This window comes from Arthrobacter sp. TE12231, from assembly GCF_054062895.1.
The window spans coordinates 494,353-519,156 of the sequence record NZ_JBSSFS010000001.1 but is presented as its reverse complement, the minus strand read 5'-3'; the positions used below and the strand labels follow the sequence as shown (position 1 = coordinate 519,156).

At 67.9% G+C, this 24,804-nt stretch carries 21 protein-coding genes and 1 tRNA gene; 12 read left to right on the top strand and 10 right to left on the bottom strand.

Going from position 1 to position 24,804, the window contains the following annotated elements; all coding sequences use genetic code 11:
- Nucleotides 1–8: 8 nt before the first annotated feature.
- On the top strand, nucleotides 9–1,763 hold the full coding sequence (locus ACVWYS_RS02305) for a bifunctional 3'-5' exonuclease/DNA polymerase (RefSeq protein ID WP_456508310.1): 1,755 nt from the start codon (nucleotides 9–11) through the stop codon (nucleotides 1,761–1,763).
- Between the two features lie 150 nt (nucleotides 1,764–1,913).
- On the top strand, nucleotides 1,914–2,162 hold the full coding sequence (locus ACVWYS_RS02300) for a YegP family protein (protein ID WP_116766147.1): 249 nt from the start codon (nucleotides 1,914–1,916) through the stop codon (nucleotides 2,160–2,162).
- Between the two features lie 84 nt (nucleotides 2,163–2,246).
- Here ACVWYS_RS02300 and ACVWYS_RS02295 read toward each other — a convergent pair whose 3' ends face one another.
- From ACVWYS_RS02295 to ACVWYS_RS02285, 3 genes are all read right to left on the bottom strand, one after another.
- Nucleotides 2,247–2,927, bottom strand: a complete 681-nt coding sequence (locus ACVWYS_RS02295) for an NUDIX hydrolase (RefSeq protein ID WP_456508309.1) — start codon at nucleotides 2,925–2,927, stop codon at nucleotides 2,247–2,249.
- Nucleotides 2,924–3,691 carry an endonuclease III gene (nth, locus tag ACVWYS_RS02290; protein ID WP_456509119.1) on the bottom strand — a complete coding sequence of 256 codons (768 nt, stop codon included), beginning with the start codon at nucleotides 3,689–3,691 and terminating at the stop codon, nucleotides 2,924–2,926. Before nth ends, ACVWYS_RS02295 begins: the two co-directional genes overlap by 4 nt.
- 108 nt (nucleotides 3,692–3,799) lie before the next feature.
- Nucleotides 3,800–5,242, bottom strand: a complete 1,443-nt coding sequence (locus ACVWYS_RS02285) for a hypothetical protein (RefSeq protein WP_456509306.1) — start codon at nucleotides 5,240–5,242, stop codon at nucleotides 3,800–3,802.
- 444 nt (nucleotides 5,243–5,686) lie between these two features.
- Here ACVWYS_RS02285 and acs point away from each other — a divergent pair, with 444 nt between their 5' ends.
- From acs to ACVWYS_RS02270, 3 genes are all read left to right on the top strand, one after another.
- The gene (gene acs, locus ACVWYS_RS02280) at nucleotides 5,687–7,693 is read left to right on the top strand and encodes an acetate--CoA ligase (protein WP_456508307.1); all 2,007 of its coding nucleotides are present in this window, start codon (nucleotides 5,687–5,689) and stop codon (nucleotides 7,691–7,693) included.
- Between the two features lie 196 nt (nucleotides 7,694–7,889).
- On the top strand, nucleotides 7,890–8,366 hold the full coding sequence (gene aroQ, locus ACVWYS_RS02275) for a type II 3-dehydroquinate dehydratase (RefSeq protein WP_456508306.1): 477 nt from the start codon (nucleotides 7,890–7,892) through the stop codon (nucleotides 8,364–8,366).
- Between the two features lie 71 nt (nucleotides 8,367–8,437).
- Nucleotides 8,438–8,563 carry a hypothetical protein gene (locus tag ACVWYS_RS02270; protein ID WP_456508305.1) on the top strand — a complete coding sequence of 42 codons (126 nt, stop codon included), beginning with the start codon at nucleotides 8,438–8,440 and terminating at the stop codon, nucleotides 8,561–8,563.
- A gap of 8 nt (nucleotides 8,564–8,571) precedes the next feature.
- Here ACVWYS_RS02270 and ACVWYS_RS02265 read toward each other — a convergent pair whose 3' ends face one another.
- Nucleotides 8,572–9,756, bottom strand: a complete 1,185-nt coding sequence (locus ACVWYS_RS02265; RefSeq protein ID WP_456508304.1) for a MarP family serine protease — start codon at nucleotides 9,754–9,756, stop codon at nucleotides 8,572–8,574.
- Nucleotides 9,757–9,976: 220 nt separating this feature from the next.
- Between ACVWYS_RS02265 and ACVWYS_RS02260 the strand changes: the two genes are divergently transcribed.
- Nucleotides 9,977–10,654: a Crp/Fnr family transcriptional regulator gene (locus tag ACVWYS_RS02260; RefSeq protein ID WP_011693220.1), complete on the top strand. Its 678-nt coding sequence runs from the start codon at nucleotides 9,977–9,979 to the stop codon at nucleotides 10,652–10,654.
- 405 nt (nucleotides 10,655–11,059) lie between these two features.
- Here ACVWYS_RS02260 and ACVWYS_RS02255 read toward each other — a convergent pair whose 3' ends face one another.
- The 3 genes from ACVWYS_RS02255 to ACVWYS_RS02245 are packed head-to-tail and all read right to left on the bottom strand — an operon-like array spanning nucleotide 11,060 to nucleotide 12,748.
- Nucleotides 11,060–11,971, bottom strand: a complete 912-nt coding sequence (locus ACVWYS_RS02255; RefSeq protein ID WP_116766152.1) for an NUDIX hydrolase — start codon at nucleotides 11,969–11,971, stop codon at nucleotides 11,060–11,062.
- A 16-nt stretch (nucleotides 11,972–11,987) separates the two neighbouring features.
- Entirely contained in the window at nucleotides 11,988–12,590 is a 603-nt protein-coding gene (locus ACVWYS_RS02250; protein WP_344366633.1) for a RidA family protein, read from the bottom strand.
- A gap of 2 nt (nucleotides 12,591–12,592) precedes the next feature.
- Nucleotides 12,593–12,748 (bottom strand): DUF4177 domain-containing protein, encoded by a 156-nt coding sequence (locus ACVWYS_RS02245; protein ID WP_009359196.1) that lies wholly within the window; start codon nucleotides 12,746–12,748, stop codon nucleotides 12,593–12,595.
- Between the two features lie 37 nt (nucleotides 12,749–12,785).
- Here ACVWYS_RS02245 and ACVWYS_RS02240 point away from each other — a divergent pair, with 37 nt between their 5' ends.
- The 5 genes from ACVWYS_RS02240 to ACVWYS_RS02220 all read left to right on the top strand — a co-directional run bounded on the left by ACVWYS_RS02240 (nucleotide 12,786) and on the right by ACVWYS_RS02220 (nucleotide 20,434).
- Complete coding sequence (locus ACVWYS_RS02240; protein ID WP_116766154.1) at nucleotides 12,786–15,080, top strand: transglycosylase domain-containing protein; 2,295 nt, start codon at nucleotides 12,786–12,788, stop codon at nucleotides 15,078–15,080.
- 3 nt (nucleotides 15,081–15,083) lie between these two features.
- Nucleotides 15,084–16,031 (top strand): metallophosphoesterase, encoded by a 948-nt coding sequence (locus ACVWYS_RS02235; protein WP_456508303.1) that lies wholly within the window; start codon nucleotides 15,084–15,086, stop codon nucleotides 16,029–16,031.
- 465 nt (nucleotides 16,032–16,496) lie between these two features.
- Complete coding sequence (locus ACVWYS_RS02230) at nucleotides 16,497–18,320, top strand: ABC transporter ATP-binding protein (protein ID WP_456509305.1); 1,824 nt, start codon at nucleotides 16,497–16,499, stop codon at nucleotides 18,318–18,320.
- Nucleotides 18,317–20,182, top strand: a complete 1,866-nt coding sequence (locus ACVWYS_RS02225; protein WP_456509304.1) for an ABC transporter ATP-binding protein — start codon at nucleotides 18,317–18,319, stop codon at nucleotides 20,180–20,182. Before ACVWYS_RS02230 ends, ACVWYS_RS02225 begins: the two co-directional genes overlap by 4 nt.
- A gap of 175 nt (nucleotides 20,183–20,357) precedes the next feature.
- Nucleotides 20,358–20,434 (top strand) — tRNA-Pro (locus ACVWYS_RS02220).
- Between the two features lie 213 nt (nucleotides 20,435–20,647).
- Here ACVWYS_RS02220 and ACVWYS_RS02215 read toward each other — a convergent pair.
- On the bottom strand, nucleotides 20,648–20,866 hold the full coding sequence (locus ACVWYS_RS02215) for a hypothetical protein (RefSeq protein WP_116766158.1): 219 nt from the start codon (nucleotides 20,864–20,866) through the stop codon (nucleotides 20,648–20,650).
- 130 nt (nucleotides 20,867–20,996) lie between these two features.
- On the opposite strand from ACVWYS_RS02215, the gene ACVWYS_RS02210 reads away from it, so the two are divergent.
- Nucleotides 20,997–22,262 carry a helix-turn-helix domain-containing protein gene (locus ACVWYS_RS02210; RefSeq protein WP_116766294.1) on the top strand — a complete coding sequence of 422 codons (1,266 nt, stop codon included), beginning with the start codon at nucleotides 20,997–20,999 and terminating at the stop codon, nucleotides 22,260–22,262.
- A gap of 70 nt (nucleotides 22,263–22,332) precedes the next feature.
- Here the strand turns inward: ACVWYS_RS02210 and ACVWYS_RS02205 are convergent, their stop codons facing one another.
- A complete protein-coding gene (locus ACVWYS_RS02205) occupies nucleotides 22,333–23,343 on the bottom strand; it encodes a phosphoribosylaminoimidazolesuccinocarboxamide synthase (protein ID WP_456509303.1) in 1,011 nt (336 codons plus the stop codon).
- The gene (purD, locus tag ACVWYS_RS02200; protein WP_456509302.1) at nucleotides 23,340–24,650 is read right to left on the bottom strand and encodes a phosphoribosylamine--glycine ligase; all 1,311 of its coding nucleotides are present in this window, start codon (nucleotides 24,648–24,650) and stop codon (nucleotides 23,340–23,342) included. Before purD ends, ACVWYS_RS02205 begins: the two co-directional genes overlap by 4 nt.
- Between the last annotated feature and the right edge of the window lie 154 nt (nucleotides 24,651–24,804).

Genomic DNA, 24,804 nt, shown 5'->3' with positions numbered 1-24,804 from the left:
TTGACCCTATGTACCTCCTGCTTGCCGCCCACGCCGACGGCGCGGCTCTCCAGGAACTCACGGCCGATGGCCTCCCCGCACCGTCCAATCCACAGCCACGGGTGGTGAGCGCCGGTGACCTCGCCGGCGTCGTCCGCGGGCTTGAAAAGCGGCGCCCGCGCTGGATCTGGCACCGCACGCAGGACTGGTATCCGTCGCTGCTGCGGGCCGGCGTGGAGCTCGAGCGCTGCTACGACCTGACTTTGTGCGGTTCGATTCTGGCCCACTCGGAGTTCACCGCCCACACCGGCTATGCCCGGGCGGCGGAGAAACTCACGCAGGACGACGAGCTGCACCAGCCGCCGCGGGCCCTGCAGCCCCCTCCCCCGCCGCCGGAGCAGGGCGCACTCTTCGATGCCCCGGCCCGGGACCAGCGCCCCGGCCAGTCCCTTGAGGAACTCCGCGCCGAGTATGCCGCCCAACAGGACGCGCTCCGCCAGGCGGGAGCCGTGCCGGCAACGGCCCCCGGCACGACCGGCGGCTCGGCCGACGCCCCAGACGCCAACCGGCGCCAACGGCTCCAGCTGCTGCTCGCGGCCGAATCCGCGGGCGCCATGATCGCCGCCGAAATGCAACACACCGGCGTGCCCTGGCGTGAGGAACTGCACGAGCAGATCCTCGCGGACTGCCTCGGACCCCGCCCGGCTCCGGGCCAGCGCCCTGCCAAACTCGAAGCGCTCACCGCCGAACTCAGGCAGCTGCTGCGCTCACCCGCGCTGAACCCGGACTCACCGCAGGAGCTCATGCGCGCCCTGCACCGGAACGGCATCGAGGTGAAGACCACCCGCCAATGGGAGCTGAAGGAATCCAGCCACCCCGCCATCGAGCCGCTGCTCGCCTACAAGAAGCTGGCCCGTCTCCACGCGGCCAACGGCTGGGTGTGGCTTGACGCGTGGGTCAAGAACGGCAGGTTCCAGCCCGAGTACGTGGTGGGCGGTGTGGTGTCGGGGAGGTGGGCGTCGCGCGGCGGAGGGGCGCTGCAAATTCCGCGCCAGATTCGCGGCGCCGTCCACGCCGATCCCGGCCACAAGCTGATCGTTGCCGACGCCTCGCAGCTGGAACCGCGGGTCCTCGTCGCGCTCGCGCAGGACTCCAAAATGGCCGAGGCCGCCCGGGACAAGGACCTCTACGCCGGCATCGCGGCACAAGGCTTCGGCGGCGACCGGGCAAAAGCCAAGGTAGCCCTCCTCGGGGCCATCTACGGCGCAACCACGGGCGAGTCCGGGCGCCTGATGCCCCAACTTGCCCGCACCTATCCCCGCGCCGTGGGCTTCGTCGAGCAAGCTGCCCGCGACGGCGAAGCCGGGAGAACCGTCACCTCCCGCCTGGGCCGCAGCAGCCCTCCGCCGTCGGATCGCTGGCTGCGCAGCCAGCACTCGACTACCGCGGAAGAACAGCGCCGGGCGGACTCGATCGCCCGCTCGCGCGGACGTTTCACCCGGAACTTCGTGGTGCAGGGCTCGGCCGCCGACTGGGCGGCCTGCTGGCTGGCGGAACTGCGACGGCGGCTGCGCGACCTGCGGTCGGACGGCACCGCCGCGGCTGAACTGGTCTTCTTCCTGCACGATGAAGTGATGGTGCACTGCCCCGATGGCGCCGTCGAAGACTGCATCCGGGCGATCGAGGACTCAGCGGCTGCCGCCAAAGAGCTCTTGTTCGGCCGGATTCCGGTGGAATTTCCGGTCAGCGTGGCGGTCGTGGACTCGTACGACAACGCAAAATGAGTGACCTCGGACACCATCCGTAACGTACCCGTCGGTAGCATTGTGTGGGCTCCATCACCCGGCTAGGCTCGAAAAGGCCGGCGGATTCCCGTTCTTTCCGCTGGCTATTGCAATGACGCAAGGAATTGGGGAGGCACAGATTTGGCTGGCATGTTTGAGATTGCACAAGCTGGAGACAAGGCGTATTTTTTTCGGCTGACGGCACCGGATGGAACGGTCGTCGCCGTTTCGCCGCTGTTCAGCTCCATTAAGAGCGCGGCGGCGGGCATTACCGCTGTGCGTGAGAACGCCGCGACCGGTCTGATTGTGGATCGTTCCGGCACTCAGCGGCGAGCCGCCAGCCGGCCGGCGGCGGTGGCACCCGCTGCCCTGGTGGGCAGCGGCGTGGGGGCCAGCTAGCGGATCAGCCGGCAGGCCGGCGTAGAACAGGCCGGCGTAGAACAGGCCGGCGCAGAATCGGCCGCACGCATCGCCGGGCGTGGCTCACACATCGATCCCGTAGAGCCGTGCACGGTCCCAGGGAACCGCCCAGCCCAGCTGTTCGAACAGCTGGTTCAGAATCATCCCGGTAAACCCCCACACCACCACGCCGTTGACGGTGAACGCGGGGCTCTGGAACGTCTGGCCGGCCCGGCTGACCGCGGCCATCACCCGGTTGTCCGGATCCAGCAGATCCCGGACCGGAACCCGGAACACCTGCGCGGATTCGCCGTAATCCACCACCCGGACGGGCGACTGGGCGGCCCACCAGGCCAGGACCGGGGTGACGAGGAAATTCCCCCGCGGCAGGGCCAGCTCGGGCATTGCCCCGAGGACGTCCACACCCGCTGGGTTCAGCCCCGTCTCCTCTTCGGCCTCTCGAAGGGCCGCGGCGACCACCGACTCGCCCGGGTCGATGCCCCCGCCCGGAAAGGCCACTTGTCCGGGATGGTCATCCAGAGTCTGCGCCCGCTGCAGCAGCAGAACGTCCAGATCGGCCGGAGCCAGCAGCTTCTCGGACACCGCCGGGACGTTGTCCAGCGCCCCGAAGAGCATCAGCACGGCGGCCTTGCGGACCCGTTCGCCGGGCTCGACGGCGAGTTCCCGCCAGCGTGGATCCGGCGCGGGCGCCGTGCCCGCCACGACGGCGGCAACGAGGTCGACGAGGTCCTGGCGCGCGGTCACGGCTGCTTCCTCTGCGATTCCATCCGGATTTCGGCAGCGCGGTGCGTCTCGGCCAGAAGCCGGGCCAGCAATGCCTCCTGCCCCGGGGCGAGCTCGTACTTCAACAGCTTCCTGGCCTTCTCCGGGTCGGTCTCGCCGGCGCCGTAGCTGGGGCACCAGTTCGCTACCGCGCAGGCGCCGCACGCCGGCTTGCGGGCGTGACAGACGCGGCGGCCGTGGAAGACGACGCGGTGCGAGAGCATGGTCCAGTCCTTCGGCTCGAACAGTTCGGCGACATCGGACTCGATCCGGACCGGATCATCGGAGTCTGTCCAGCCAAAGCGCCGGGCCAGGCGGCCGAAGTGGGTGTCCACGGTGATGCCCGGAATGCCGAAGGCATTGCCCAGCACCACGTTCGCGGTTTTCCGCCCGACGCCGGGCAGCGTCACCAGGTCCTCCAGCCGGCCGGGCACCTCGCCGTCGTACTCATCCACGAGCCGGTTGCACAGCGCCAGGAGGTTCCTGGCCTTGGCGCGAAAGAAGCCGGTGGGCTTGATGATGGCCTCGAGCTCGGCCGGCTCCGCCTCCGCCATCCGGCGCGCGTTAGGGTAGCGCGCGAACAAAAGGGGCGTGATCTGGTTGACCAGCACATCCGTGGTCTGGGCGGACAGCACCGTGGCCACCACGAGCTCAAACGGGCTGCGAAAATCCAGTTCCGCGTGGGCATAGGGGTACTGTTCCGCGAGGGCCCGGTTGATCCGGCGAGCCCGGCGCTTGAGCGCCAGAAGGGACTCCGACGCCCGCGGCGCACCGGGCTTGGTGCTGCGGGGGGCCTTGCCGCCGGATTCCTTGGTACCGGATTCCCTTCTGCCGGATTCCGTGGTCACGGACGGCTAACCGCGTTCGATGTTGCTGAGGTCCCGCAGCACGCCGAGGCGCCCGTCCGTGTGCTGGACCAGGAATTCGTTGCCGCGGTCTTCAAGGGCCAGGACCCAGCCGCCGGGCTCGATGACGAACGCCGGGGCCCCGGTGCGCTCGTCGACGGCGGTGCGGGGCTGTGCGACGGCGAACCAGAAGGCCTCGTGCACGGGGTGGACATCGTCCTCGGCGGCGCGGCTGGCGGGATCGACGGTGGCTCCGATGGGTTCCTGCGGCCGGACCTGTTCCTGTGGCCGGACCTGAGGGTGGACCGCGGTGGGGGCGCTGCCTCCGGAGGCAGCCGGAACGCTGGCGGCCTGGGTCTGGTCCGCGGCGGCGCCGGTGGAAGCGGCCGGGGCAACGGAAGGAGTCGATGCAGCAGCACCGGCCACGACGCCGGCGGCCTGGGTTTGTTCCGCGGCGGACGCCGGCTCAGCGGAGGGAGCCGGCCCCGGGGACGGAGCCGACGTCGACGGCGTTGACGGAGCCGACGTCGACGGCGTTGACGGAGCCGACGCTGATGTGGCGGAAGCAGCGGACGGCGCAGCACCAGCCGTGTCACCCGCGCCAGCGGGTGGTACAACGCCGGAAATCTGGGTTGCCGGCGCGCTGGAAGCCGCAGCGCTCGTCGCTGCAACGGACGCTGCACCCACCGAAGCTACCCCGGGCGACAGTACAACCGGTGAAGGTGCTGCCGGCACGGCGGTCTGGCTGGCGGTGGCCGGTCGATTGTCCCGGCCTGCGGCCGCCCCGAAGGCGGCCGCCTTGGATTCGCCGGTTCCTGTGGCGGCCTTGGCCGGTTTGGGTGCCTTCGGCGTCTTGGGTGCACGGGGCTTTTGCACCGGCACAACGGCTTCACGGGCCACCACGTGGGCAGGCGCTTCCTCGCGGCCCAGGAAGTCGCCGGCAAAGAACGGGATCCACCGGGCCAGGACCGTGGCCGCGAAGAGACCCGCGGCTCCCAGGAGGGCTATCAGCATGCTCGGCACGAAGGCCCCGGCCGCGGCGAGAAAAAAGAAAGCGAGCGTAAAGGACGCCACGACGGACGCGAACTGATCAATCGACAGCGATCCGACCCGGATTTTCGTCCCCGGGCTGAGCCGGCGCGCCACGAACAAGACGGTGACAATGAGCGGCAGCACGATGCCCAGGCCCAGGAAGAAGAGGCTGCCCAGGTTCCACAGATTGTAGGAGAAGGCAAACATCGGAATGAGGGAGGCGATGAAGAGAAGCAGCGTGGAGCCGAACACGGTCAGATCCCGGATGGTGAAGGGGCCTAGAATGGCTTCGTTCTTCTTCGCGGTCTTCTTGTCCACCGTGAAGCGCGGCGCGTCCCCGAACCCGGCTGGCCCCGGCTGCGCCGCGCCGCCCTGGTTCTGGGCGGGCGCCCGGAGTTGCCCGTTGTCTTGCTCGTTCATTCCGTATCTCCTTAGCATGGCGGCGCCCTGGACAGCGCCGTCTAACGGCAGGCAAGGACAGGACCGCTAACGGGTCCCGCCGCCTCCATCGGATGTCACAACTTCATCTCAGCCTAGCCAAGTGCATGGCCGATCACTAGCTGACAAGCCGAGGGCGCCCACAGCAGAATTCTCTGTATTTTCGGTTCCCCGGCGCCTGCGCCGGGGAGGCGGGAACGGGCACGTCCGATCGCCGAAGAGACCACTCGGCGCTTAACAAACACCGCTCACGGCGCTCTTTGTGACGGGGCGCACGTTTGGTCGGACCCGCGTATTAGTGTTTATTGCAGAACAGCTCTTGCGGCACTGCCGTGATCTGCCGCCGCCCGACGTCGCGCATGCGGCCCGGCGCGGAGGCGGCACGAACGTCCGCTCAGCACGGATCGATGAATGATGAGGTTCACCATGTCCCAGCAGACACCCGGCACCACTGCCACGCAGGCGCCCCAGGGCGATGCCTTCGAAAATCTGTCCCAGGAGAACCGCCGTTTCGCGCCGTCGGCCGAGTTCGCGGCGAATGCCGTGGTTACCGCCGCTGACTACGCCGAGGCCGACGCCGACCGTCCCGCCTTCTGGGCGAAGCAGGCCCGCGAGCTGCTGAGCTGGTCCAAGGACTTCACCCAGGCGCTGGACTGGTCCAACCCGCCGTTCGCGAAGTGGTTCGTCGGCGGCGAGGTCAATGCGGCCTATAACGCCCTGGACCGGCACGTCGAGGCCGGCAACGGGGACCGGGTGGCCATCTACTTCGAGGGCGAGCCCGGCGACACCCGCACCTACACCTACGCGCAGCTGACCGAGGAAGTGAAGAAGGCCGCGAACGCCTTCGAGTCACTGGGCGTGGCCAAGGGCGACCGCGTGGCCGTCTACCTGCCGATGATTCCCGAGGCCGTCATCACCCTGCTGGCCTGCGCCCGGATCGGCGCGATCCACTCCGTGGTCTTCGGCGGCTTCTCCGCCGAGGCCCTGCGGTCCCGGATCGACGACGCCGAGGCCAAGCTCGTGGTCACGGCCGACGGCACCTACCGCCGCGGCAAGCCCAGCGCCTTGAAGCCGGCCGTCGATGAGGCCCTGGCCCACGACGGCCACACCGTCCAGAACGTCGTCGTGGTCAAACGCAACGGCCAGGACGTGGACTGGCACGAGGGCCGGGACCACTGGTGGGCCGACACCGTCGGCGCCGCGTCCCCCACACACACCGCCGTCGGGCACGACTCCGAACACCCGCTCTTCATCCTCTACACCTCCGGCACCACGGGCAAGCCCAAGGGCATCCTGCACACCACCGGCGGCTACCTCACCCAGGGCGCCTACACGCACAAGGCCGTCTTCGACCTCCACCCGGAAACGGACGTCTACTGGTGCACCGCCGACGTCGGCTGGATCACCGGGCACTCCTACGTCGCCTACGCCCCGCTCATCAACGGCGCCACCCAGGTCATGTACGAAGGCACGCCGGACTCCCCGCACCAGGGCCGCTGGTGGGAGATCGTGGAGAAATACAAGGTCTCCATCCTCTACACCGCCCCCACCGCCATCCGGACCTTCATGAAGTGGGGCAAGGAGATCCCGGCCAAGTCCGACCTCTCCTCGGTCCGGGTCCTGGGCTCGGTGGGCGAACCCATTAACCCCGAGGCCTGGATGTGGTACCGCGAGGTCATCGGTGCCGACAGCGGCCGGAAGGCGATCCCCGCACCGATCGTGGACACCTGGTGGCAGACCGAGACCGGGGCGCAGATGATCGCCCCGCTGCCCGGCGTCACGGCCACCAAGCCCGGCTCGGCCCAGGTCCCGCTGCCCGGCATCGCGGTGGACGTCGTGGACGAACTCGGCGAATCCGTGCCCAACGGCTCCGGCGGCTACCTCGTCATCCGCGAACCCTGGCCGGCCATGCTCCGCGGCATCTGGGGCGACCCGGAACGGTTCAAGGAAACGTACTGGTCCCGTTTCGAGACCATGTACTTCGCCGGCGACGGTGCCAAGAAGGACGAGGACGGCGACATCTGGCTCCTGGGCCGCGTGGATGACGTCATGAACGTCTCCGGCCACCGCCTGTCCACCGCGGAGATCGAATCCGCCCTTGTGTCCCACCCGGCCGTGGCCGAAGCCGCCGTCGTGGGCGCCGCGGACGAGACCACCGGCCAGGCCGTCGTGGCCTTCGTGATCCTGCGCGGGGACGCCGTGGACACCGGCGATGCGATCGTTCAGGAACTCCGGAACCACGTCGGCAAGGAGATCGGACCGATCGCCAAGCCCAAGACCATCCTCGTAGTGCCGGAATTGCCCAAGACGCGCTCCGGCAAGATCATGCGCCGGCTCCTCAAAGATGTCGCGGAAGGCCGCGAGGTCGGCGACGCCACCACCCTCGCCGACAACACCGTCATGGCCCAGATCGCGCATTCGCTGAAGAAGTAGCCGGCAGAAACAGCCGGGGCGCCGGAGTGTTTCGACACCGGCGCATGGACGACGGCGGCGCCTCCCACCCGGTGGGATGCGCCGCCGTCGTTAATGTTGTCCGCGGATTTTGGCGCGGCGCGCAAAGTCGGCAGTAACGAAGGGTGTTGCAGTAACGAACAGCGCACACGGGCCGGGGCGCGATAGATTTGCTGACATGACTGAAGCCTCCCCCGCCAGGGCTGCCGGCCGCGGCACCATCCTTGTTCTCAACGGACCCAATTTGAACCTGCTCGGCACCCGCGAGCCCGAGAAGTACGGGACGGCGACCCTGGCCGACGTCGAACAGCTCGCCAAAGATGCCGGTGCGGCGCACGGGCTGGACGTCGAATGCTTCCAGTCCAACCATGAAGGGGCCCTCGTGGACGCCATCCACGCAGCACGCGGGAAGGCGGTGGGAATCGTGCTCAACGCCGGCGCCTACACGCACACGTCCGTCGCCATCCGGGACGCCATTTCCGCCGTCGCGCTGCCCACGGTCGAGGTGCACATCACGAATGTGCACGCCCGCGAACAGTTCCGTCACCATTCCTATCTGTCGGACATCAGCAAGGCCGTGATTGCCGGCGCCGGGATCCTGGGCTACCGGTTCGCGGTGGAATACCTCGCCGGACTGCACGCGGCCAAGGACTGAGCATGTCCACTGTGGCGGGCCTGCTTCGACCTCAATCCTGTGGATGTGCGCAGCCCTGACGACGTCGACGGGTGGAAGCCTTCGTCCGGCCGGGGCAGGATTTCCACGTCGAACGGTTACTCCCGGGGATCGTGATCGCCCGGGAGCGCCCGCGAGTGCTCGTGGCCGGCAACCGCAAGGAACAGCTCGTGGCGTAAATGTCGGGCTATTTCTTGACGCAGTGTCCGGACGAGACGGCGCCGCCCAGACCCGGCGCCTGGGCCGCGACGGGGCCGAGGTCGGTCATGGTGATAGCGAATCCGAGCGAGGACTCGGCGGTGGCCTTGGCAAAGACCACCCCTGCCACTTGCCCGTCCGTGGTCAGGAGCGGGCCTCCGGAGTTACCCGGCTGCACGTCGGCAGCGAGCCGGTACACGTTCTCGGGCGCGGCATTGTTGCCGTAGATGTCGGGGACCAGCACGGTGGTGATGTCCTGGACCGTGGCCGGCTTGGACTGGAACGGACCGCCGTGTGGATAGCCGGCGAAGGCCGCGGCGCTGCCGGACGGCAGGTCAGAGGTCAGGGGAAGGGGTGCCGACTGCAGGCCGTCCACCGCCACGACGGCGAGGTCGTGCTGGGTGTCAAAGTACACAACGCGCCCGGGCAGGGCGCCGCCGCCGGGCGTTTCCACCACCGGCTGATCGACGCCTGCGACCACGTGGGCGTTGGTCACCACGCGTCCGGGGGCGACGACAAAGCCGGTGCCGGTCTGGTTCTGGCCGCACTGGTAGGCGGTTCCGGCGATCTTGAGGACCGACGCGGCTGCTTTGTTCAGTGCCGGGGTATCCGTGCTCGTGTCCGGGACGGCGACCGGCTGGCCCTGGCCGATGCCGTCCAGCAGGGTGGGGATGCCCTCGCCGATCACTGCGGAGCGCAACTGGGCCATTGACGCCTTGACCGGGGTGGGCGTCACGCCGTCGATGAAGCCGATGACTTTGGATTCGGCGATCTGCTGGGACACGAAGGGCACGCCCAGGGCCCCGATGCTGAATGCCAGCATCGACATCACCAGGGCGGACACGACGACGTTCACGCCTCCGCCCACGAGACGGTCCGCCGCACGCAGGGGGCTGAACGGCATAACGCTGCGGATTCGCCGGCCGATCATGGTGCCTAGCCCGTTCCCCACGATCATCAGCAGGATGGCCGTGGCCACGATGGCGGTCAGACGCCAGCCGCTGTCTTCCACGAGCCCGCTGACGATGGGAACGGACACGAATGCGGCGACCGCGCCCGCAGCGAATCCCGCGATGCCTCCGAGCGTCACAAGGAAGCCGTTGCGAAGGCCGTGGATCAGGTAGGACAAAAGCGCCACAACCAACACCAGGTCCAAAATGGTCAAGCCAAACACCGGGGCTCCTCACAGACAGTTCAGCCACGATTCTAGCCGTGTAAGCTGAACGTTTGCCGATCGGCCGCCGGTCTGCCGGGTCTTCCGGGATCGGCGGGGACTTCCGGGACCCCGCTTTCGAGCCCTTCGGGCGTTTCAGTGCCAACTACGTCACAGACGCGCCAAAATTCTGAAAGAATGGCTGAAGCGCCCCAGCCGACACAGCTAGTCAGGAGATTTCATGGATATCGAGGTATTGCGCCGCGCACCCCTTTTCGCCACGCTCGACGACGAGGCGTTCCGTCTGCTGACGGACGAACTCACCGAGGTGGACCTTTCACGCGGTGCCTCGGTATTCCGGGAAGGCGATCAGGGTGACCAGCTCTACTTCATCGTCTCCGGCAAGGTGAAGCTCGGCCGCACGTCGCCGGACGGCCGCGAATCGCTGCTTGCCATCCTCGGCCCGGGCGAACTCTTCGGCGAAATGGCGCTCTTTGACCCCAGCCCGCGAACGGCGACGGCTACGGCAGTTTCCGAGACCCGCCTGGCCGGTCTCAAGAACGAAAGCCTCAATGCGCTGCTGCGCACCCGTCCCGAGGTTTCGGCCCAGCTGCTGCAGGCCTTGGCACGCCGCCTGCGCCGTACCAACGATTCCCTCTCCGACCTCGTCTTCTCCGACGTTCCGGGCCGCGTGGCCAAGGCGCTCTTGGATCTGGCCGACCGCTTCGGCCGCCCCGCTACCGACGGCGTCCTGGTCGCCCACGAACTGACGCAGGAAGAGCTGGCCCAGCTGGTCGGCGCCTCCCGCGAAACGGTCAACAAGGCCCTCGCTGAATTCGTCCAGCGCGGCTGGCTTCGCCTGGAAGCCCGCGCGGTCGTCATCCTCGACATGCAGCGACTGCGCCAGCGTTCCCGCTAGGAAACCTGAGCAGCAACCACGAAGGCCGGGCCCGGAATGAACGGGACCGGCCTTCTGTCGTTGGTACCCACTTGTCCGAGGGACATGCCCATTCTTCACAGACCCATGGCCGGGACATGCCCAGCACCGGAAGCCAGGAATGGACATACTGCCAGCATGTCCAACGGCCAGCGCCAACGGAGGGCATGTCCTAGGACGGCGCGGCGCAGAGAGGAGCATGTCCTTTTGCAGCCGCCGTATGGCCGGGAGATGCCCAGCCCCGGAAGCCAGGAATGGACGTACTGCCACCATGTCCAACGGCCAGCGCCAACGGAGGGCATGTCCCCCAACGGGCCAGCCCCGTCAGGCCGCCACACCCCTCAGGCAGTCACAAACCCTAGCCAGGCGGGGCCACGCGGTGTGGGCCTAACGCTCCCGCTGGGGTTCGCCGGCAACCGTCTTGGCGGCCTCGACTTCGAGCATGAGCCGGCCTTCTTCCTCGACGAGCTTGGGCTGGTAGACGTGAGCCTTGCGCTTGTAGCTGAGGTAGGCGATGCAGCCGTTGGCCTTGGCCATCTTCTCGAGCATGATCTCCGAGCCAGGAACCAGGAGTTCACCCAGGGTGCGGCCCACGGTGTTCTCCTGCCCCACCTCGTCGCCGAGCACCGTGGTGTCCCGTTCGCTGACAACTTTGCGGACGCAGACCCAGCGGCCCCAGACGCCCTTGCTGGCGAGCAGGGAGGGCTGCTGGTTCACGGGCAGGGTGGCAGCGAAGTAGCGGGTGTTGAACCGGCGGTGGGCGAAATCGGGGCTGAGCCAGTTGACCAGGGGCTTGAGTAGATCCGTCCGCAGGGAGAGCCCGCGCTTGGCCAGCACGTCGGTGAAGGATTTCTCCTGGTCCGCCACGGCTTCCCGGGCGCGCATCCATTCCGCGCTGGAGGTCGACTCCACCGTGGTGGACAGGTCCGGGCCGGCCAGCAGGATGCCGGTCTCCTCGAACAGCTCACGGATGGCGCCAACCACATGACGGCGCGCTAAGCCGACGTCGGAGGTCCCCATCTGCTCGGCCCAGTGCTGGGGCGAGGGACCAAGCCAGCCGACGGCGTCGTCGTCGGACGTTTCGAGCGATCCGCCGGGGAAGGCCAGGACACCGAGCGGGGAGGACCCCGTCCGGTACCCGAGCCAGGTCTCCAGACCCGTGGGCGAGTCCCGCAGGAGGATCACCGAGGAGGCGAAGCGCGGGGCGCGGGGCGTGCGTTCACCGTGTTCAAGCCAGCTGCGTGCTGCTCCTTCAAGATCGGGGGGCAGAACGAACAGGCGACGTGCTAACTGAGGCAAAGAACTAACCGGCCTTCTAAGCGAATTCGGCGATCAGTTCGACTTCAACAGGAGAGTCGAGCGGCAGGACGGACACCCCGACGGCGGAACGGGCGTGCTGGCCGGCATCGCCGAGGACCTGGCCCAGCAGCTCCGAGGCGCCGTTGATGACACCGGGCTGGCCGGTGAACGAAGGATCGGAGGAAACAAATCCGACCACCTTGACGATCCGCGTAATGCGGTCGAGGTCCCCGATCACACTCTTGACCGCCGCCAGGGCGTTGACGGCGCAGACGGCGGCGTATGCCTTCGCGGCTTCCGGGGAAACCGTGGACTCGTCGGAGGCGCCTTCCGAGCCCGTGGACACCTTGCCGGTGGCTTCGAGTTTGCCGTTGATGAACGGCAACTGCCCGGAGGTGTAGACATGATTGCCGGAAATGACGGCCGGAACGTAGGCCGCCACGGGGGCCGCGACGTCGGGCAGGGTCAGGCCCAGCTCCGCGAGGCGCTGTTCGACGGCGGACGACGCGCCCGTGCCGCCGGTCTGGCCCGCTGCGGCGGCCGTCGAGGCAGCGGTGCCTTCGGCGACGTTTTCCGGGTTTGCCGGCGTGGCCGGGGTGGCTTCAGAGGGGGTGCTCATGGCTACTGCTTCTCCCGCTTCAGGTAGGCAACAAGGCCGTTTCCGTCAGGGCCCGGAACAACTTGGACGAGCTCCCAGCCGTCCTCGCCCCACTGGTCCAGGATCTGCTTTGTGGCATGGATGATGAGCGGAATCGTGGCGTACTCCCATTTGGTCATGACATAAAGCCTAGTCGTTGCCGGTAAAGTGGAAAACATGGCGACTGGTAAGAACCCTTTATTCGACACGGCCACCACCCTCGGAAAGATCCTTCTTTTCCTGGGCGTGAGCGCCATTTGTGGCGTCCTGGTGGCGGGGCTCCTGGTCCCCGCGGCGGCCGTTTCGGGCAGCGCGGCGAGCGGTTCGATCCAGTTCTTTGACACCCTTCCGGCAGAGCTGAAGGTCGATCCGCCGAGCCAGTCGACGACGATTCTGGCCTCCGACGGCAGCGTGATCGCCAATCTCTACGCGGAGAACCGCACCCGCGTCTCGCTGGACCAGATGTCCCCGTACATCAAGGACGCGATAATCGCCATCGAGGACAACCGGTTCTACGAGCACGGCGGCGTGGACACCACCGGCATCCTGCGCGCCCTCGTCAGCACCGCCCGCGGCCAGAAGCAGGGCGCGTCCACGATTACGCAGCAGTACGTGAACAACGTCATCAACTCCTCGCTGGAGGCCGAAGGCAAGGGTGACGAGGTCCTCCTCAACGGCGTCAACAAGGGCGTCGGGGACAAGCTCCGGGAAATGAAGCTGGCCATCGCGCTGGAGAAGAAGTTCACCAAGGAGCAGATCCTTGAGGGCTACCTGAACATCGTCTTCTTCAACCGGGACGCCTACGGCATCGAAGCCGCATCCAAGTTCTTCTTCAGCACCACCGCCAAGGACCTGACCCTGCCGCAGGCGGCACTGCTCGCCGGCGTCGTGAACAGCCCCTCCTTCTACGACCCCATCGCGAACCCGGACAACGCCAAGGTCCGGCGCGACCTCGTGCTCAAGGCGATGCTGACCCAGGGCAAAATCAAGCAGGCCGACTATGACGCCGCCGTCGCGACGCCGGTGGAAACCAAAGTCACCCAACCCCGCCAGGGCTGCGCCTATTCACAGACCGCACCGTACTTCTGCGACTACGTGTTGCACCTGCTCCTGAACAACCCGGCCTACGGGGCCGACGCCGCCGAGCGCGAGCGGAAGATCTTCCGCGGCGGCCTGACCATCAAGACCACGCTGGACCCGCACGCCCAGGCTGTGGCCCAGTCCCAGGTTGATGCTTCGGCCGGCGCCAACCCGGACAAGTGGGGCGCCTCGCTGGTGTCCGTGCAGCCGGGCTCCGGCAAGATTATTTCCATGGCCCAGAACACCGTCTGGTTCCCGGCCGACGGCAAATTCGACCAGACCCAGAACTTCAACGTGGACAGCCAGGACGCCAAGGGCAACGACCTCAACGGTCTGGGCGGCTTCCAGCCCGGCTCCACCATGAAGCCCTTCACGTTCGCGGAATGGCTCAATGAGGGCAAGTCCATGAGCACGCTGCTCAATGGCGCCGTGCGCCGATATCCGCAGAATTTCCCCTGGAAGAACACCTGCCCCGCCCCGACCGTCGGCTGGTATGACGCGACCAACGGCACCCATGACCTGCAGAACGCGGAAGAGGGCTACTACAAGTACATGTCCGTCCTCGACGGGCTTGCCAACTCCATCAACACGATCACCTTCGCTACGGCGGCCCAGGTGGATCTCTGCGGGATCCAGAAGATCGTCGACGCCGTCGGCATCCACGGCGGCCTGCCGAGCACGGACAACCCCAATCCGCAGGTGCCGATGACCACCCTCGGCAACCTCATCGGCTCCACCCAGACGGCGCCGCTGACCATGGCCAGCGCGTTCGCCACGTTCGCCAACGACGGCAAGTACTGCGAACCGATCGCCATCGATTCGGTGACGGACGCCACCGGCGCCCAACTGCCGGCCCAGACGCCCAACTGCCGGGACGCGATCAATCCGGATGTGGCCCACGGCGTCGCGTATGCCATGCAGGAGGTGCTCAACCGCGGTTCTGGTGCGCTGATTGTGCCCCGGATTTCGACCAAGACCACCTTCCCGATCGCGGCCAAGACGGGAACCAACGACTCCAACAGCTCCACTTGGGTGGCCGGTTACACCAGCGGCCTGGCGACGGCCACGTGGTTTGGCGATCCCCTGGGCAACCAGCAGCGGGCCGGCCAGAACGTCACCATCAATGGCAAGTTCTACAGGGGCATCGACGGCTACATGATCGCCGGGCCGCAGTTCTCGAACTACATGGCCCAGGTGGCGCCGGCCTACGGCACCAATCCGTTCCCGGCACCGCCGTCGAACCTGCTGAACGCGCCGGCCCCGGTCGCGCCGCCGCGGGCGACCATCCCGACAACCCAGAGCACGGATCCGGCCACGGCCCCCGCCGCCGACCCGACAACGGCCCCGACGCTAGCTCCGGCTCCGGCCCCGACGAAGTCCAGTAAGAAGTAGCCGATGAGCCGGGGGAATGATCTGGCAAGCCGCGTTCGAAGCATCGGACGCGGCTTTGCCGTGACCGCCGCAGTCGGCACCGCAGCAGGGGCGGCCGCCACCGGTTACGGAATCTGGGAGAAGAACCAGTTCGTGCTCCGGGAGGAAACTCTCCCCATCCTGCCGGCCGGCTTCGGCCCGTTCCGGGTGCTGCACCTCTCCGACATCCACTTCGTGCCGGGCCAGCACCGGAAGGCCCAGTGGCTGTCCTCCCTGGCCGAGCTGAGGCCGGACCTCGTGGTGAACACCGGCGACAACCTCAGCCATCCCAAGGGCGTGGCCCCCCTCGTGGAGGCCCTACGTCCCCTCCTGGATTTCCCCGGCGTGTTCGTTCCCGGCTCGAACGACTACTTCGGCCCGCGCCTGAAGAACCCCGCCTCATATCTATTCGGGCCCTCCGGCCAGAGCAAAGACCCACAGAAGCTCGACTGGCCGCTGCTGCGGTCCGAGTTTGGCATGTCCGGCTGGTTGGACCTGACCAACCGCTGCCAGTCCCTGGTGCTCCAGGGCATGCGCTTCGACTTCTCCGGCGTCGACGATCCCCACCTGCGCCTCGAACGGTACGCCGGCTGGCCCCGCGGTACCAAGGGCCGGGACTCCGATCCGCACTTGCGCGTCGCCGTCGCCCACGCGCCCTACCAGCGCGTCCTCGACCACTTCACCGACGACGGCGCCGACCTCATCCTGGCCGGCCACACCCACGGCGGGCAGATCTGCATCCCGGGCTACGGGGCGCTGGTCACCAACTGCGACCTTCCCACCTGGCGGGCCCGCGGCCTGCACACGTGGGAAAGCAACGGCAGGGCGACGCCGGTCAACGTCTCCGGCGGCATCGGCACCTCCCGGTTCGCCCCGGTCCGCATCGCCTGCCGCCCCGAAGCCGTCCTGCTCACGCTGACCTCCCGCGCCTGACCCTGACCTCCCGCGGGCCCGACGGATGGACATGCCCTCCCCCGACGCTGCCGTCCGCGGGACATGCCCTCCGGTGGCTCTCCTTCCCGTGGGACATGCCCTCCCCTGCTCGCGAGCAATGAGCATGGTGGCATCATGTCCACTCCAGGGAGCCAGGGCTGGACATGTCCCGTGGGGCCCGGGCCAGGACTGGACATGTCCCGTGGGGCCCGGGCCAGGACTGGACATGTCCCGTGGGGCCCGGGCCAGGACTGGACATGTCCCGTGGGGTCCGGGCCAGGACTGGACATGTCCCGTGGGGTCCGGGGAGCGGTACCCTGACTTCATTGCGGATCGTAATGACTGTCCGAGACCACGGGCCCGCCCAGTGCCGGGTGAATGCGGTCACATGATGGCCTAGGGTAGTTGCTACAGGAAACTACATTCAACGGTGCTCTCTACGCACGGGCGTCTTAAGAAGCAGGCATGGCCAAGCAGACTTCATTCTTCACCTCCATCAGCCGTCTCTACCCGCACGTCAGGCCGATACTGCCCCGGCTGGTCATGGGTCTGCTCTCGGCGCTGCTGGCGAGCCTGATGGCACTGGCCATCCCCCAGGTGCTGCGCGTGCTGGTCAACGAATCCCTCAAGCCCGGCGGCAGCGCGGAAGCCGTGTGGACCGCCTCGCTCGTGATCCTGGTCCTGGGCATCGCCGAGGCCGGTCTCGTAGCCCTGCGCCGCCAGTTCGTCATCAACCCTGCCACCACCGTGGAGACCCGGATGCGGGTCTCCCTGTACGGGCATCTGCAGGACCTCACGGTGTCCTTCCACGACCGCTGGGGCTCCGGGCAGCTGCTCTCCCGCGCCATGACGGACCTGAATTTCCTGCGCCGCTGGATGGCCTTCGGGGCCATCATGCTGGTGGTCACCACGCTCACCGTGGTGATCGGCGTCGCGGTGATGTTCTCAATGAGCTGGCAGCTGGCCCTGATCTTCCTGGCCGCCGCCGTGCCGATCATGATCTACGGATTCCGTTTCCGCACCCGGTTCAGCAAGGTGGCCCGCCGCAGCCAGGACCAGGCCGGGGACCTCGCCACAACGGTCGAAGAATCCGTGCACGGCATCCGAGTCCTGAAGGCCTTCGGCCGCAGCCAAGAGGCGCTGGAGAACTTCAACGAGCAGGCCCAGGAGCTCCGGCAGACCGAGATTGCCAAGGCCAAACACCTGGCGACCTTCAGCCTTGTCGTGACGCTGCTGCCCGAGCTCGCCCTCGGCGCCGGGCTGGTCGTCGGCATCATGCTCGCCTCCACGGACCAGCTCTCCATCGGGTCCCTCGTGGCCTTCTTCGCCACCGCCGCCGTCGTGGCAGCGCCGGTCGAGTTCTGCGGCATGCTGCTGGCCATGGCCCTCACCGCGAAGTCGGCGGTGGACCGGCACTTCGAGGTCATGGACGCGCGGAACACGATCACCAGCCCGGACAAGCCGCGCCGGCCGGCTGAGCTGAAGGGTGCCCTAAGCTTCCACGATGCCTCATTCGCGTTCGAGGACGCCCCGGACAAGCCGATCCTCAAGAACATCAGCCTGGACCTCCGGCCCGGGGAGACCATGGCCTTGGTCGGCATCACAGGCAGCGGCAAGAGCGCCCTGCTCCAACTGGTCCCCCGCCTCTACGAGGTCACCGGCGGCGCCATCACGATCGACGGCGTGGATCTGCGCGAGTTCAGCGTGGAGGATCTGCGCACCGTCGTTGCCGTGGCGTTCGAAGACACCACGTTGTTCTCCAGTTCCGTCCGCGACAACGTCCTGCTCGGAGCGCCCGACGCCGGCCCGGCGGACAGCCGCGACGCGGCCCTGGAGGAAGCCCTCGACGTCGCCCAGGCCCACTTCGCCTATTCGCTGCCGGACGGGGTGGACACCCTGATCGGCGAGGAAGGCCTGAGCCTCTCCGGCGGCCAGCGCCAGCGCATCGCCCTGGCCCGTGCCATCGCAGCGAAACCGGCCGTGCTGGTCCTGGACGACCCGCTCTCGGCACTCGATGTGAACACCGAGGTCCTCGTTGAGGCCAGGCTCCGCGAAGTCCTCGCGGACACCACCACGCTGATCGTGGCCCACCGGCCCTCCACGGTGGCGCTGGCCGACCGCGTGGCTCTGCTCGAGGACGGCCGGATCACCGCCGTCGGAACCCACACGGAGCTGCTCGCCACCAACAGCCACTACCGCTACGTGATCGCCAGCCTGGACACGGAACCGCGGGACCTGGATTCAGAACTGTCCGCCTTCGACGACCGGTCCGAGGAGATTTCCCGATGAGCAGCGCAACATTCGGCACCGCTAACGAGGACAACGCGCACCTCACCAGGACCGAGAGCAAGGCCGTCCGGCGGCGCTCCCTGGCCCTGCTGGGTTCCCTGATCCGCCCCGTCCGGGCGCGTTTCTGGCTGACAATCGGCGCTGTCGTCCTGTCCCAGGCAGCCCGCGTGGCCGGGCCGGCGCTGATAGCCTTCGGAATCGACCACGCGCTCCCGGCCCTGCGGGCCGGCAACAGCCTGCCCCTCGCGTTTGCCGGCGTCGCGTACCTGGCCGCTGCCGCGGCTACGGCGGGCCTGACCGCCCTCTACGTCACGTCGACAGCCAGGCTCAGCCAGGCGATGCTGCTGGATCTTCGCGTCCGGGTCTTCCGCCACACGCAGCGGCTGAGCCTGGAATTCCACGAGAAGTACACCTCCGGCCGGATCATCGCCCGGCAGACCTCGGATCTGGAGGCCCTGCGCGAACTGCTGGATTCCGGCGTGAGCTCGCTGGCCTCGGGAGTGCTGTTCATGGCCTTTACGGCCATCACGGTGTTCGCCCTGGACTGGCGCAGCGGTGTGCTGGTGCTGGCCGCGGGCGTACCCATGTACTTCCTGGCCCGCTGGTACCAGAAGCATTCCCAGATCGCCTTCCGCGAATCCCGGGTGGTCTCGGCCCGGCTGATCGTGCACTTCGTGGAGACCATGACCGGCATCCGCGCGGTGAAGGCATTCCGCAAGGAACGCGAGAATGCCGCGCGCTACGCCGAACTCTCCGAGGACTACCGGCGCGCAACCGTCCGCTCCATCAACCTCAACGGTATCTTCCAGCCCGGACTGGTGCTGATCGGCAACGTCTGCGTCGCCGTCGTACTACTCACGGGCGGGTTCCGGGTCCTCAGCGGCGAGCTGGCGGTGGGCGTGCTCCTGGCCCTGATCCTGTCCACCAAGCGCTTCTTCCAGCCGGTGGACCAGATGGCCATGTTCTACAACTCCTTCCAAAGCGCCCAGGCGGCCCTGGAAAAGGTCTCGGGCCTGCTTGAGGAAATCCCCACCGTCCGGCCGCCGCAGACGCCCGTGCCCCTGCCCTACGCGCGCGGCAGTATCGACTTCAACGGCGTCGAATTCCGCTACGGCGACGGCCCGGTGATCATCCCGAGGCTGGACCTGCACATCCCCGCCGGCCAGACGGTCGCGCTCGTCGGGCAGACCGGCGCCGGCAAGTCCACCCTGGCGAAGCTGATCGCCCGCTTCTACGACGTCTCTGCCGGATCCCTCACCCTCGACGGCGTGGACCTGCGCCAGCTCACCACCGAAGACCTGCGCCGCAACGTCGTCATGGTCACCCAGGAGGCCTTCCTGTTCAGCGGCTCCGTCGCGGACAACATCGCCCTGGGCCGGCCCGAGGCGTCCCGCGAGGAGATCGAGGACGCCGCCCGGGCCGTGGGGGCACACGCCTTCATCACGGAACTTCCGGACGGCTACGACACGGACGTCAACAAGCGAGGCGGCCGCGTCTCCGCCGGACAGCGCCAGCTGATCAGCTTCGCCCGGGCCTTCCTGGCCCGCCCGGCCGTCCTCATCCTGGACGAGGCAACCTCGTCGCTGGACATCCCGTCGGAGCGCATGGTCCAGCAGGGCCTCGCCGGCTTGCTGCAGGGCACGCGGGAGACCAGCCCGCGGGAAGCCGGCCCGGACGGCGCGCACGGCGCCGGACGGACCGCGCTCATCATCGCCCACCGGCTCTCCACCGTGGAGACCGCGGACCGGGTCCTGGTGGTGCACGACGGGCGCGTCGTCGAGGACGGCACGCCCGGGCAGCTGATCGGCGACGGCGGCGCCTTCGCCCGGCTCCACGGCGCCTGGAAAGACTCCCTGGTCTGATCCGCTCCCCCGCGGTTCGCACGGCGGCGTCCGGCGTCCGGTCCCGGCGTCGTACGCCGTCTTCACGTCCACGAACCCGTCCCCATGCACCGGTGTTCCACCCTGTTTCACGCCCGATTTCACATCCGGGGCCATGATCGGATACTCTTGTGAAGTTGCTTTTGAAGCAACGGATCGGGATGTGGCGCAGCTTGGTAGCGCGCGTCGTTCGGGACGACGAGGTCGCAGGTTCAAATCCTGTCATCCCGACCACAGATAAAAGAGGGCCCTCCACGCGGGGGGTCCTCTTTTTCTTTGCCCGCACTTTTGGTCCCCCGCGAAAATAGGAAAATCCTTCCGCCGGGGATTTGGGCCGGACGCGGCACAGCCCCGGGAAACAGTCCCCGGGGCTGCGCTGGATAGCCGTGGTGGATGTTTGTGACGCGGGCCGGCAGGCGCTGCGCCGGATCTGTCACATCGAATCTGTTACATCGGGTCGGGCCAGTTGCCGACGTTGAGCGAGTGGGTCATGGGATCGGGCCAGTTGCCGACCGCCTGGGCCGTGCGCATGGGATCCGGCCAGTTGCCGACCGCGGCAACGTGTGAGACATCGGTAAGTGAAGCAGCGGACAGCACGGCCGGAGCCGCGGCGGAGAATGCCAGTGCGCCCGCCAGAACGGCGCCGGCTGCAATCTTCTTCAACATAGAGTTCCTCAATAAGAGTCGGGGTCCTTAACCAAGTCAGCACTACCCTTGTTGACACACATTGTAAAATGGTTTCCACAGAGACTGTCAAGCATTTAGTACAAAGAATGTCCGGAATTAGGAGGTGTCCGTGGGGAACGGATTTGGGGAGAAGCTCCGCGCGGAACGGCTCGAACGGGGCCTGACGCAAGCGGAACTGGGCCGTGACCTGTACTCCCCCAGCTATATCTCGCTACTGGAAACCGGACGCCGCGAGCCCACTGCCGATGTCATCGAAGAGCTTGCGCGCCGGCTCGAACTTGCCCCCAAAGCGCTCGAAGCCTGGAGCCAGCCGGTGTCCGTCAGCGACGCCGAATATGTGCTCGCGGGACTGTACGCCCGGCAGGCCTGGGACCTCCGCGACTACCCAGTGGCCGCCACCCACGCCGCCGCCGCCGCCAAGATCGCCCTGGAAGCCAAGAACACCAGCGCCTGGTGGAACATGACCTATATGCAGGCCGAGTGCCTGATCAAGCAGGGCCTCTGGCAGGAGTGCAAGGACGTCGTCCGGAATCTCCTGGAGCACCCGATGGCCGCGGAATCGGCCGGGCTCGGCGTCCGCGCCCAACAGATGCTCGCCGCCGCCTCGCAGGGGCAGGGCCAATTGACGGCCGCCGTCGAACATGCGCAGGAAGCGGTGCGCCTCTGCGCCCAGCTGCCCAAGGGCTCCACGATGATTATCGGCGCGCTGCGGGCGCTCATCGGCGCCCTGGCCGAGAGCGGCCGGCTGGATGAGGCCTGGGAGTACTGCCAGGCCATGAACGACCAGATGGATGACCACTCCATGTCCCAGCTCGCCGGCGAGGTCGCCTGGGTGATCGGCAACGTAGCATTCATGCGCCACGACTACGCCGAGGGCATCAAATACCACGAGCGTGCCGGCCGGCTGCTCTCCCCGGCGAACGACATCGACTTGTGGGCCCGGTTCAACAAGGCCTCGGCGGCGGTCCGGCTCTCCTCGGGGATCGTCGAACCCGAAACCCTGTCCTCGATCGAACGCGCCGAACTGGCCCTCTCGATTGTGGGCGGCAACAAGACCGACCAGCTGGAAGTCGCTTTTATCCGGGCCCGCTGGCTCTACCTCACCGGGGACATCGTGGCGGCCGTCCAGAAGCTGCGCGAAATCCACGCGGAGCGCGAGTCGCTGGCCCGGCACACGGCCGGCGAAGTGTCCCTGCTGCTGGGCAAGGCCCTCAAGGCTGCCGGGGAATCCGCCGAGGCCCTGGTTTACCTCGAGGAAGCCCAGAAGGAATTCAGCGCGGCGGGAGCTTCGGACCGGGTCCAGCAGGCACTGGATGCCGTGCTCGAGATCCGGCTCGCCCAGCGGCGCGCGGAGGCAGCGTCCGCCGAAGCCTAGCCCCGCCCCACAGGCCGTACGGCCGGGTCCCGTGATGGGCCCGGCGAACGGTGGCGGCGGGACCGCCGGATTAGGCGAACGTCCGGCCGGTGAGCTTCTCGTAGGCCTCCACGTAGCGGCTGCGCGTGCGGGCCACGACGTCGGCCGGAAGGGCCGGCGGGGGCGTGTCGGAGGCCTTGTGCCAGCCGGAGGCCGGCGAGGTCAGCCAGTCGCGCACGTACTGCTTGTCGTAGGACGGCTGGGCCTGCCCGGGCCGGTACGTGGCCGCATCCCAGAAACGTGAGGAATCCGGGGTCAGCACCTCGTCGCCCAGGGTGATCACGCCGGTCGCCGCGTCGACGCCGAACTCCACTTTGGTGTCGGCCAGGATGATGCCGCGGCCGCGCGCGATGTCCTCGGCCTTGGTGTAGATCTCCAGGGTGAGCTCGCGGAGCTTGGCCGCGACCTCCGCACCGACGAGGCCAACGACGGCGTCGTAGGTGATGTTCTCGTCGTGCTCGCCTACCTCGGCCTTCGCCGACGGCGTGAAGAGGGCTTCATCCAGCCGCGATCCGTCCACGAGGCCGGCGGGCAGCGGGATGCTGCACACGGTGCCGGACTCGCGGTACTCCAGGAGCCCGGAGCCGGTGAGGTAGCCGCGGGCGATGCACTCGACCGGGAACATGTCCAGTTTTTTGCAGATCATCGCCCGGCCCTCGACGGCGGCGGGAACACCGCCGTCGACCGTGGAGGCGAGGACATGGTGCGCGACGCCGAGTTGTTCGAACCACCACAGGCTGAGCTGGGTGAGGATGCGTCCCTTGTCCGGGATCTCGCTGGCCAGCACGTGGTCGTAGGCGCTGATGCGGTCGCTGGCCACCACCAGGACGCAGTCCTGGCCGACGCGCTCCGTGATGGCCGCGTCCGCGGGGACATAGAGGTCACGGACCTTGCCGGAGTAGACGTGCTGCCAGCCCGGCAGGTCCTGCGTGGCGGTGTCCAGACCGCCCTTGGGCGGGGTGGCGGACTGTGCGGGGCCGGACTGTGCGGGGCCGGACTGTGCGGGGCCGGGGGTCGAAGCTGCGGGATCCGTCACGGTCATGCCTTCGCTTTCGACGCGGCCGGGGCACCCGGCGTCGTCACCTGGATTTGACCGCGGGCAGCCTTGCGGCCGATGTCGGTGCGGAACTGGCTGCCATCCAGCTGGACGAGTTCGACGCCGTCGTACGCCCGCTCGCGGGCCTCCACGAGGTCGGTGCCCAGCGCCACGACGGCCAGGACGCGGCCGCCGGCGGAGACCACGCGGCCTTCCTCGTCCAGCTTCGTGCCGGCGTGGATGACGTGGACGCCGTCCAGCGCGTCAACCTTCTTCAGGCCCCGGATGCGGTCGCCCGTCCGCGGGGTGCCGGGGTAGTTCTCGGCGGCCACGACGACGGCGACGGCGGTGTCCTTGGACCAGCGCAGCGGCTGCACCTTGTCCAGTTCGCCCTTCGCGGCGGCCATGAGCAGCCCGCCGAGGGGTGTCTTGAGCCGGGCGAGGACGGCCTGGGTTTCGGGATCACCGAACCGGACGTTGAATTCGATGACCCGCGTGCCGCGCGAGGTCAGTGCCAGGCCGACGAACAGGACGCCGACGAACGGCGTGCCGCGGTGGGCCATCTGGTTGACCGTGGGCTGGGCGACGCGGTCGATGACTTCCTGGACCAGGCCGTCGGGGGCCCATTCCAGAGGGGTGTACGCTCCCATGCCGCCGGTGTTGGGGCCTTCGTCGTTGTCGAAGATGCGCTTGAAATCCTGTGCCGGGGACAGGGCGACGGTGTTCCGGCCATCGCAGAGGACAAACACGGAGACCTCGGGGCCGTCCAGGAACTCCTCGATGACCACGGTGCCGCCGGCGTCGAAGCAGCTCTGGGCGTGCGCCAGGGCCTCGTCGCGGTTGGAGGTGACCACAACACCCTTACCGGCGGCGAGCCCGTCATCCTTGACGACGTAGGGGGCGCCGAAGGTGTCGAGGGCGTCGGCGGCTTCCTCGGCGTTGGAGGCCACACGGGCCATCGCCGTGGGGACGCCGGCCTCGGCCATGACCTCCTTGGCGAAGGCTTTTGACGCTTCCAGCTGGGCAGCGGCCTTGCTGGGCCCGAAGACCGGGATGCCGGCGGCTCGGACGGCGTCGGACACTCCGGCGGCGAGCGGAGCCTCCGGACCGACCACCACCAGGTCCACGGTGAGCTTGACCGCGAGCGCGGCGACGGCGTCGGGATCGTTCGCGTCGATCGCGTAGGTGGGGACGAGCGCGCTGATGCCGGCGTTGCCCGGGGCCGCGTGGACCTCGGACACGTTGGGGTCTGCAAGCAAGGATCGGACAATGGCGTGTTCGCGGCCGCCGGGGCCGATGACAAGTACCTTCACAGTCTCCAAGGGTACGTGGTGCACCCCGCAGGCTCCTAAGCTGTGTCGGCCGCTGGACATGCTCAATCTTCCGCCCGGGAGATGCCCGGACATGCCCCGGCACCGCGTAATCCGTGGGACATGCCCAGTCCCGGCCGCAGCCACTGGACACAAT

Excerpts from the sequence above, each read along its gene's own strand:
- ACVWYS_RS02305 (WP_456508310.1), top strand. The coding sequence starts at position 9 with ATGTACCTCCTGCTTGCCGCCCACGCCGACGGCGCGGCTCTCCAGGAA.
- ACVWYS_RS02300 (WP_116766147.1), top strand. The coding sequence starts at position 1,914 with ATGTTTGAGATTGCACAAGCTGGAGACAAGGCGTATTTTTTTCGGCTG.
- ACVWYS_RS02285 (WP_456509306.1), bottom strand. The coding sequence starts at position 5,242 with ATGAACGAGCAAGACAACGGGCAACTCCGGGCGCCCGCCCAGAACCAG.
- acs (WP_456508307.1), top strand. The coding sequence starts at position 5,687 with ATGTCCCAGCAGACACCCGGCACCACTGCCACGCAGGCGCCCCAGGGC.
- aroQ (WP_456508306.1), top strand. The coding sequence starts at position 7,890 with ATGACTGAAGCCTCCCCCGCCAGGGCTGCCGGCCGCGGCACCATCCTT.
- ACVWYS_RS02260 (WP_011693220.1), top strand. The coding sequence starts at position 9,977 with ATGGATATCGAGGTATTGCGCCGCGCACCCCTTTTCGCCACGCTCGAC.
- ACVWYS_RS02250 (WP_344366633.1), bottom strand. The coding sequence starts at position 12,590 with ATGAGCACCCCCTCTGAAGCCACCCCGGCCACGCCGGCAAACCCGGAA.
- ACVWYS_RS02245 (WP_009359196.1), bottom strand. The coding sequence starts at position 12,748 with ATGACCAAATGGGAGTACGCCACGATTCCGCTCATCATCCATGCCACA.
- ACVWYS_RS02240 (WP_116766154.1), top strand. The coding sequence starts at position 12,786 with ATGGCGACTGGTAAGAACCCTTTATTCGACACGGCCACCACCCTCGGA.
- ACVWYS_RS02235 (WP_456508303.1), top strand. The coding sequence starts at position 15,084 with ATGAGCCGGGGGAATGATCTGGCAAGCCGCGTTCGAAGCATCGGACGC.
- ACVWYS_RS02230 (WP_456509305.1), top strand. The coding sequence starts at position 16,497 with ATGGCCAAGCAGACTTCATTCTTCACCTCCATCAGCCGTCTCTACCCG.
- ACVWYS_RS02225 (WP_456509304.1), top strand. The coding sequence starts at position 18,317 with ATGAGCAGCGCAACATTCGGCACCGCTAACGAGGACAACGCGCACCTC.
- ACVWYS_RS02215 (WP_116766158.1), bottom strand. The coding sequence starts at position 20,866 with ATGTTGAAGAAGATTGCAGCCGGCGCCGTTCTGGCGGGCGCACTGGCA.
- ACVWYS_RS02205 (WP_456509303.1), bottom strand. The coding sequence starts at position 23,343 with ATGACCGTGACGGATCCCGCAGCTTCGACCCCCGGCCCCGCACAGTCC.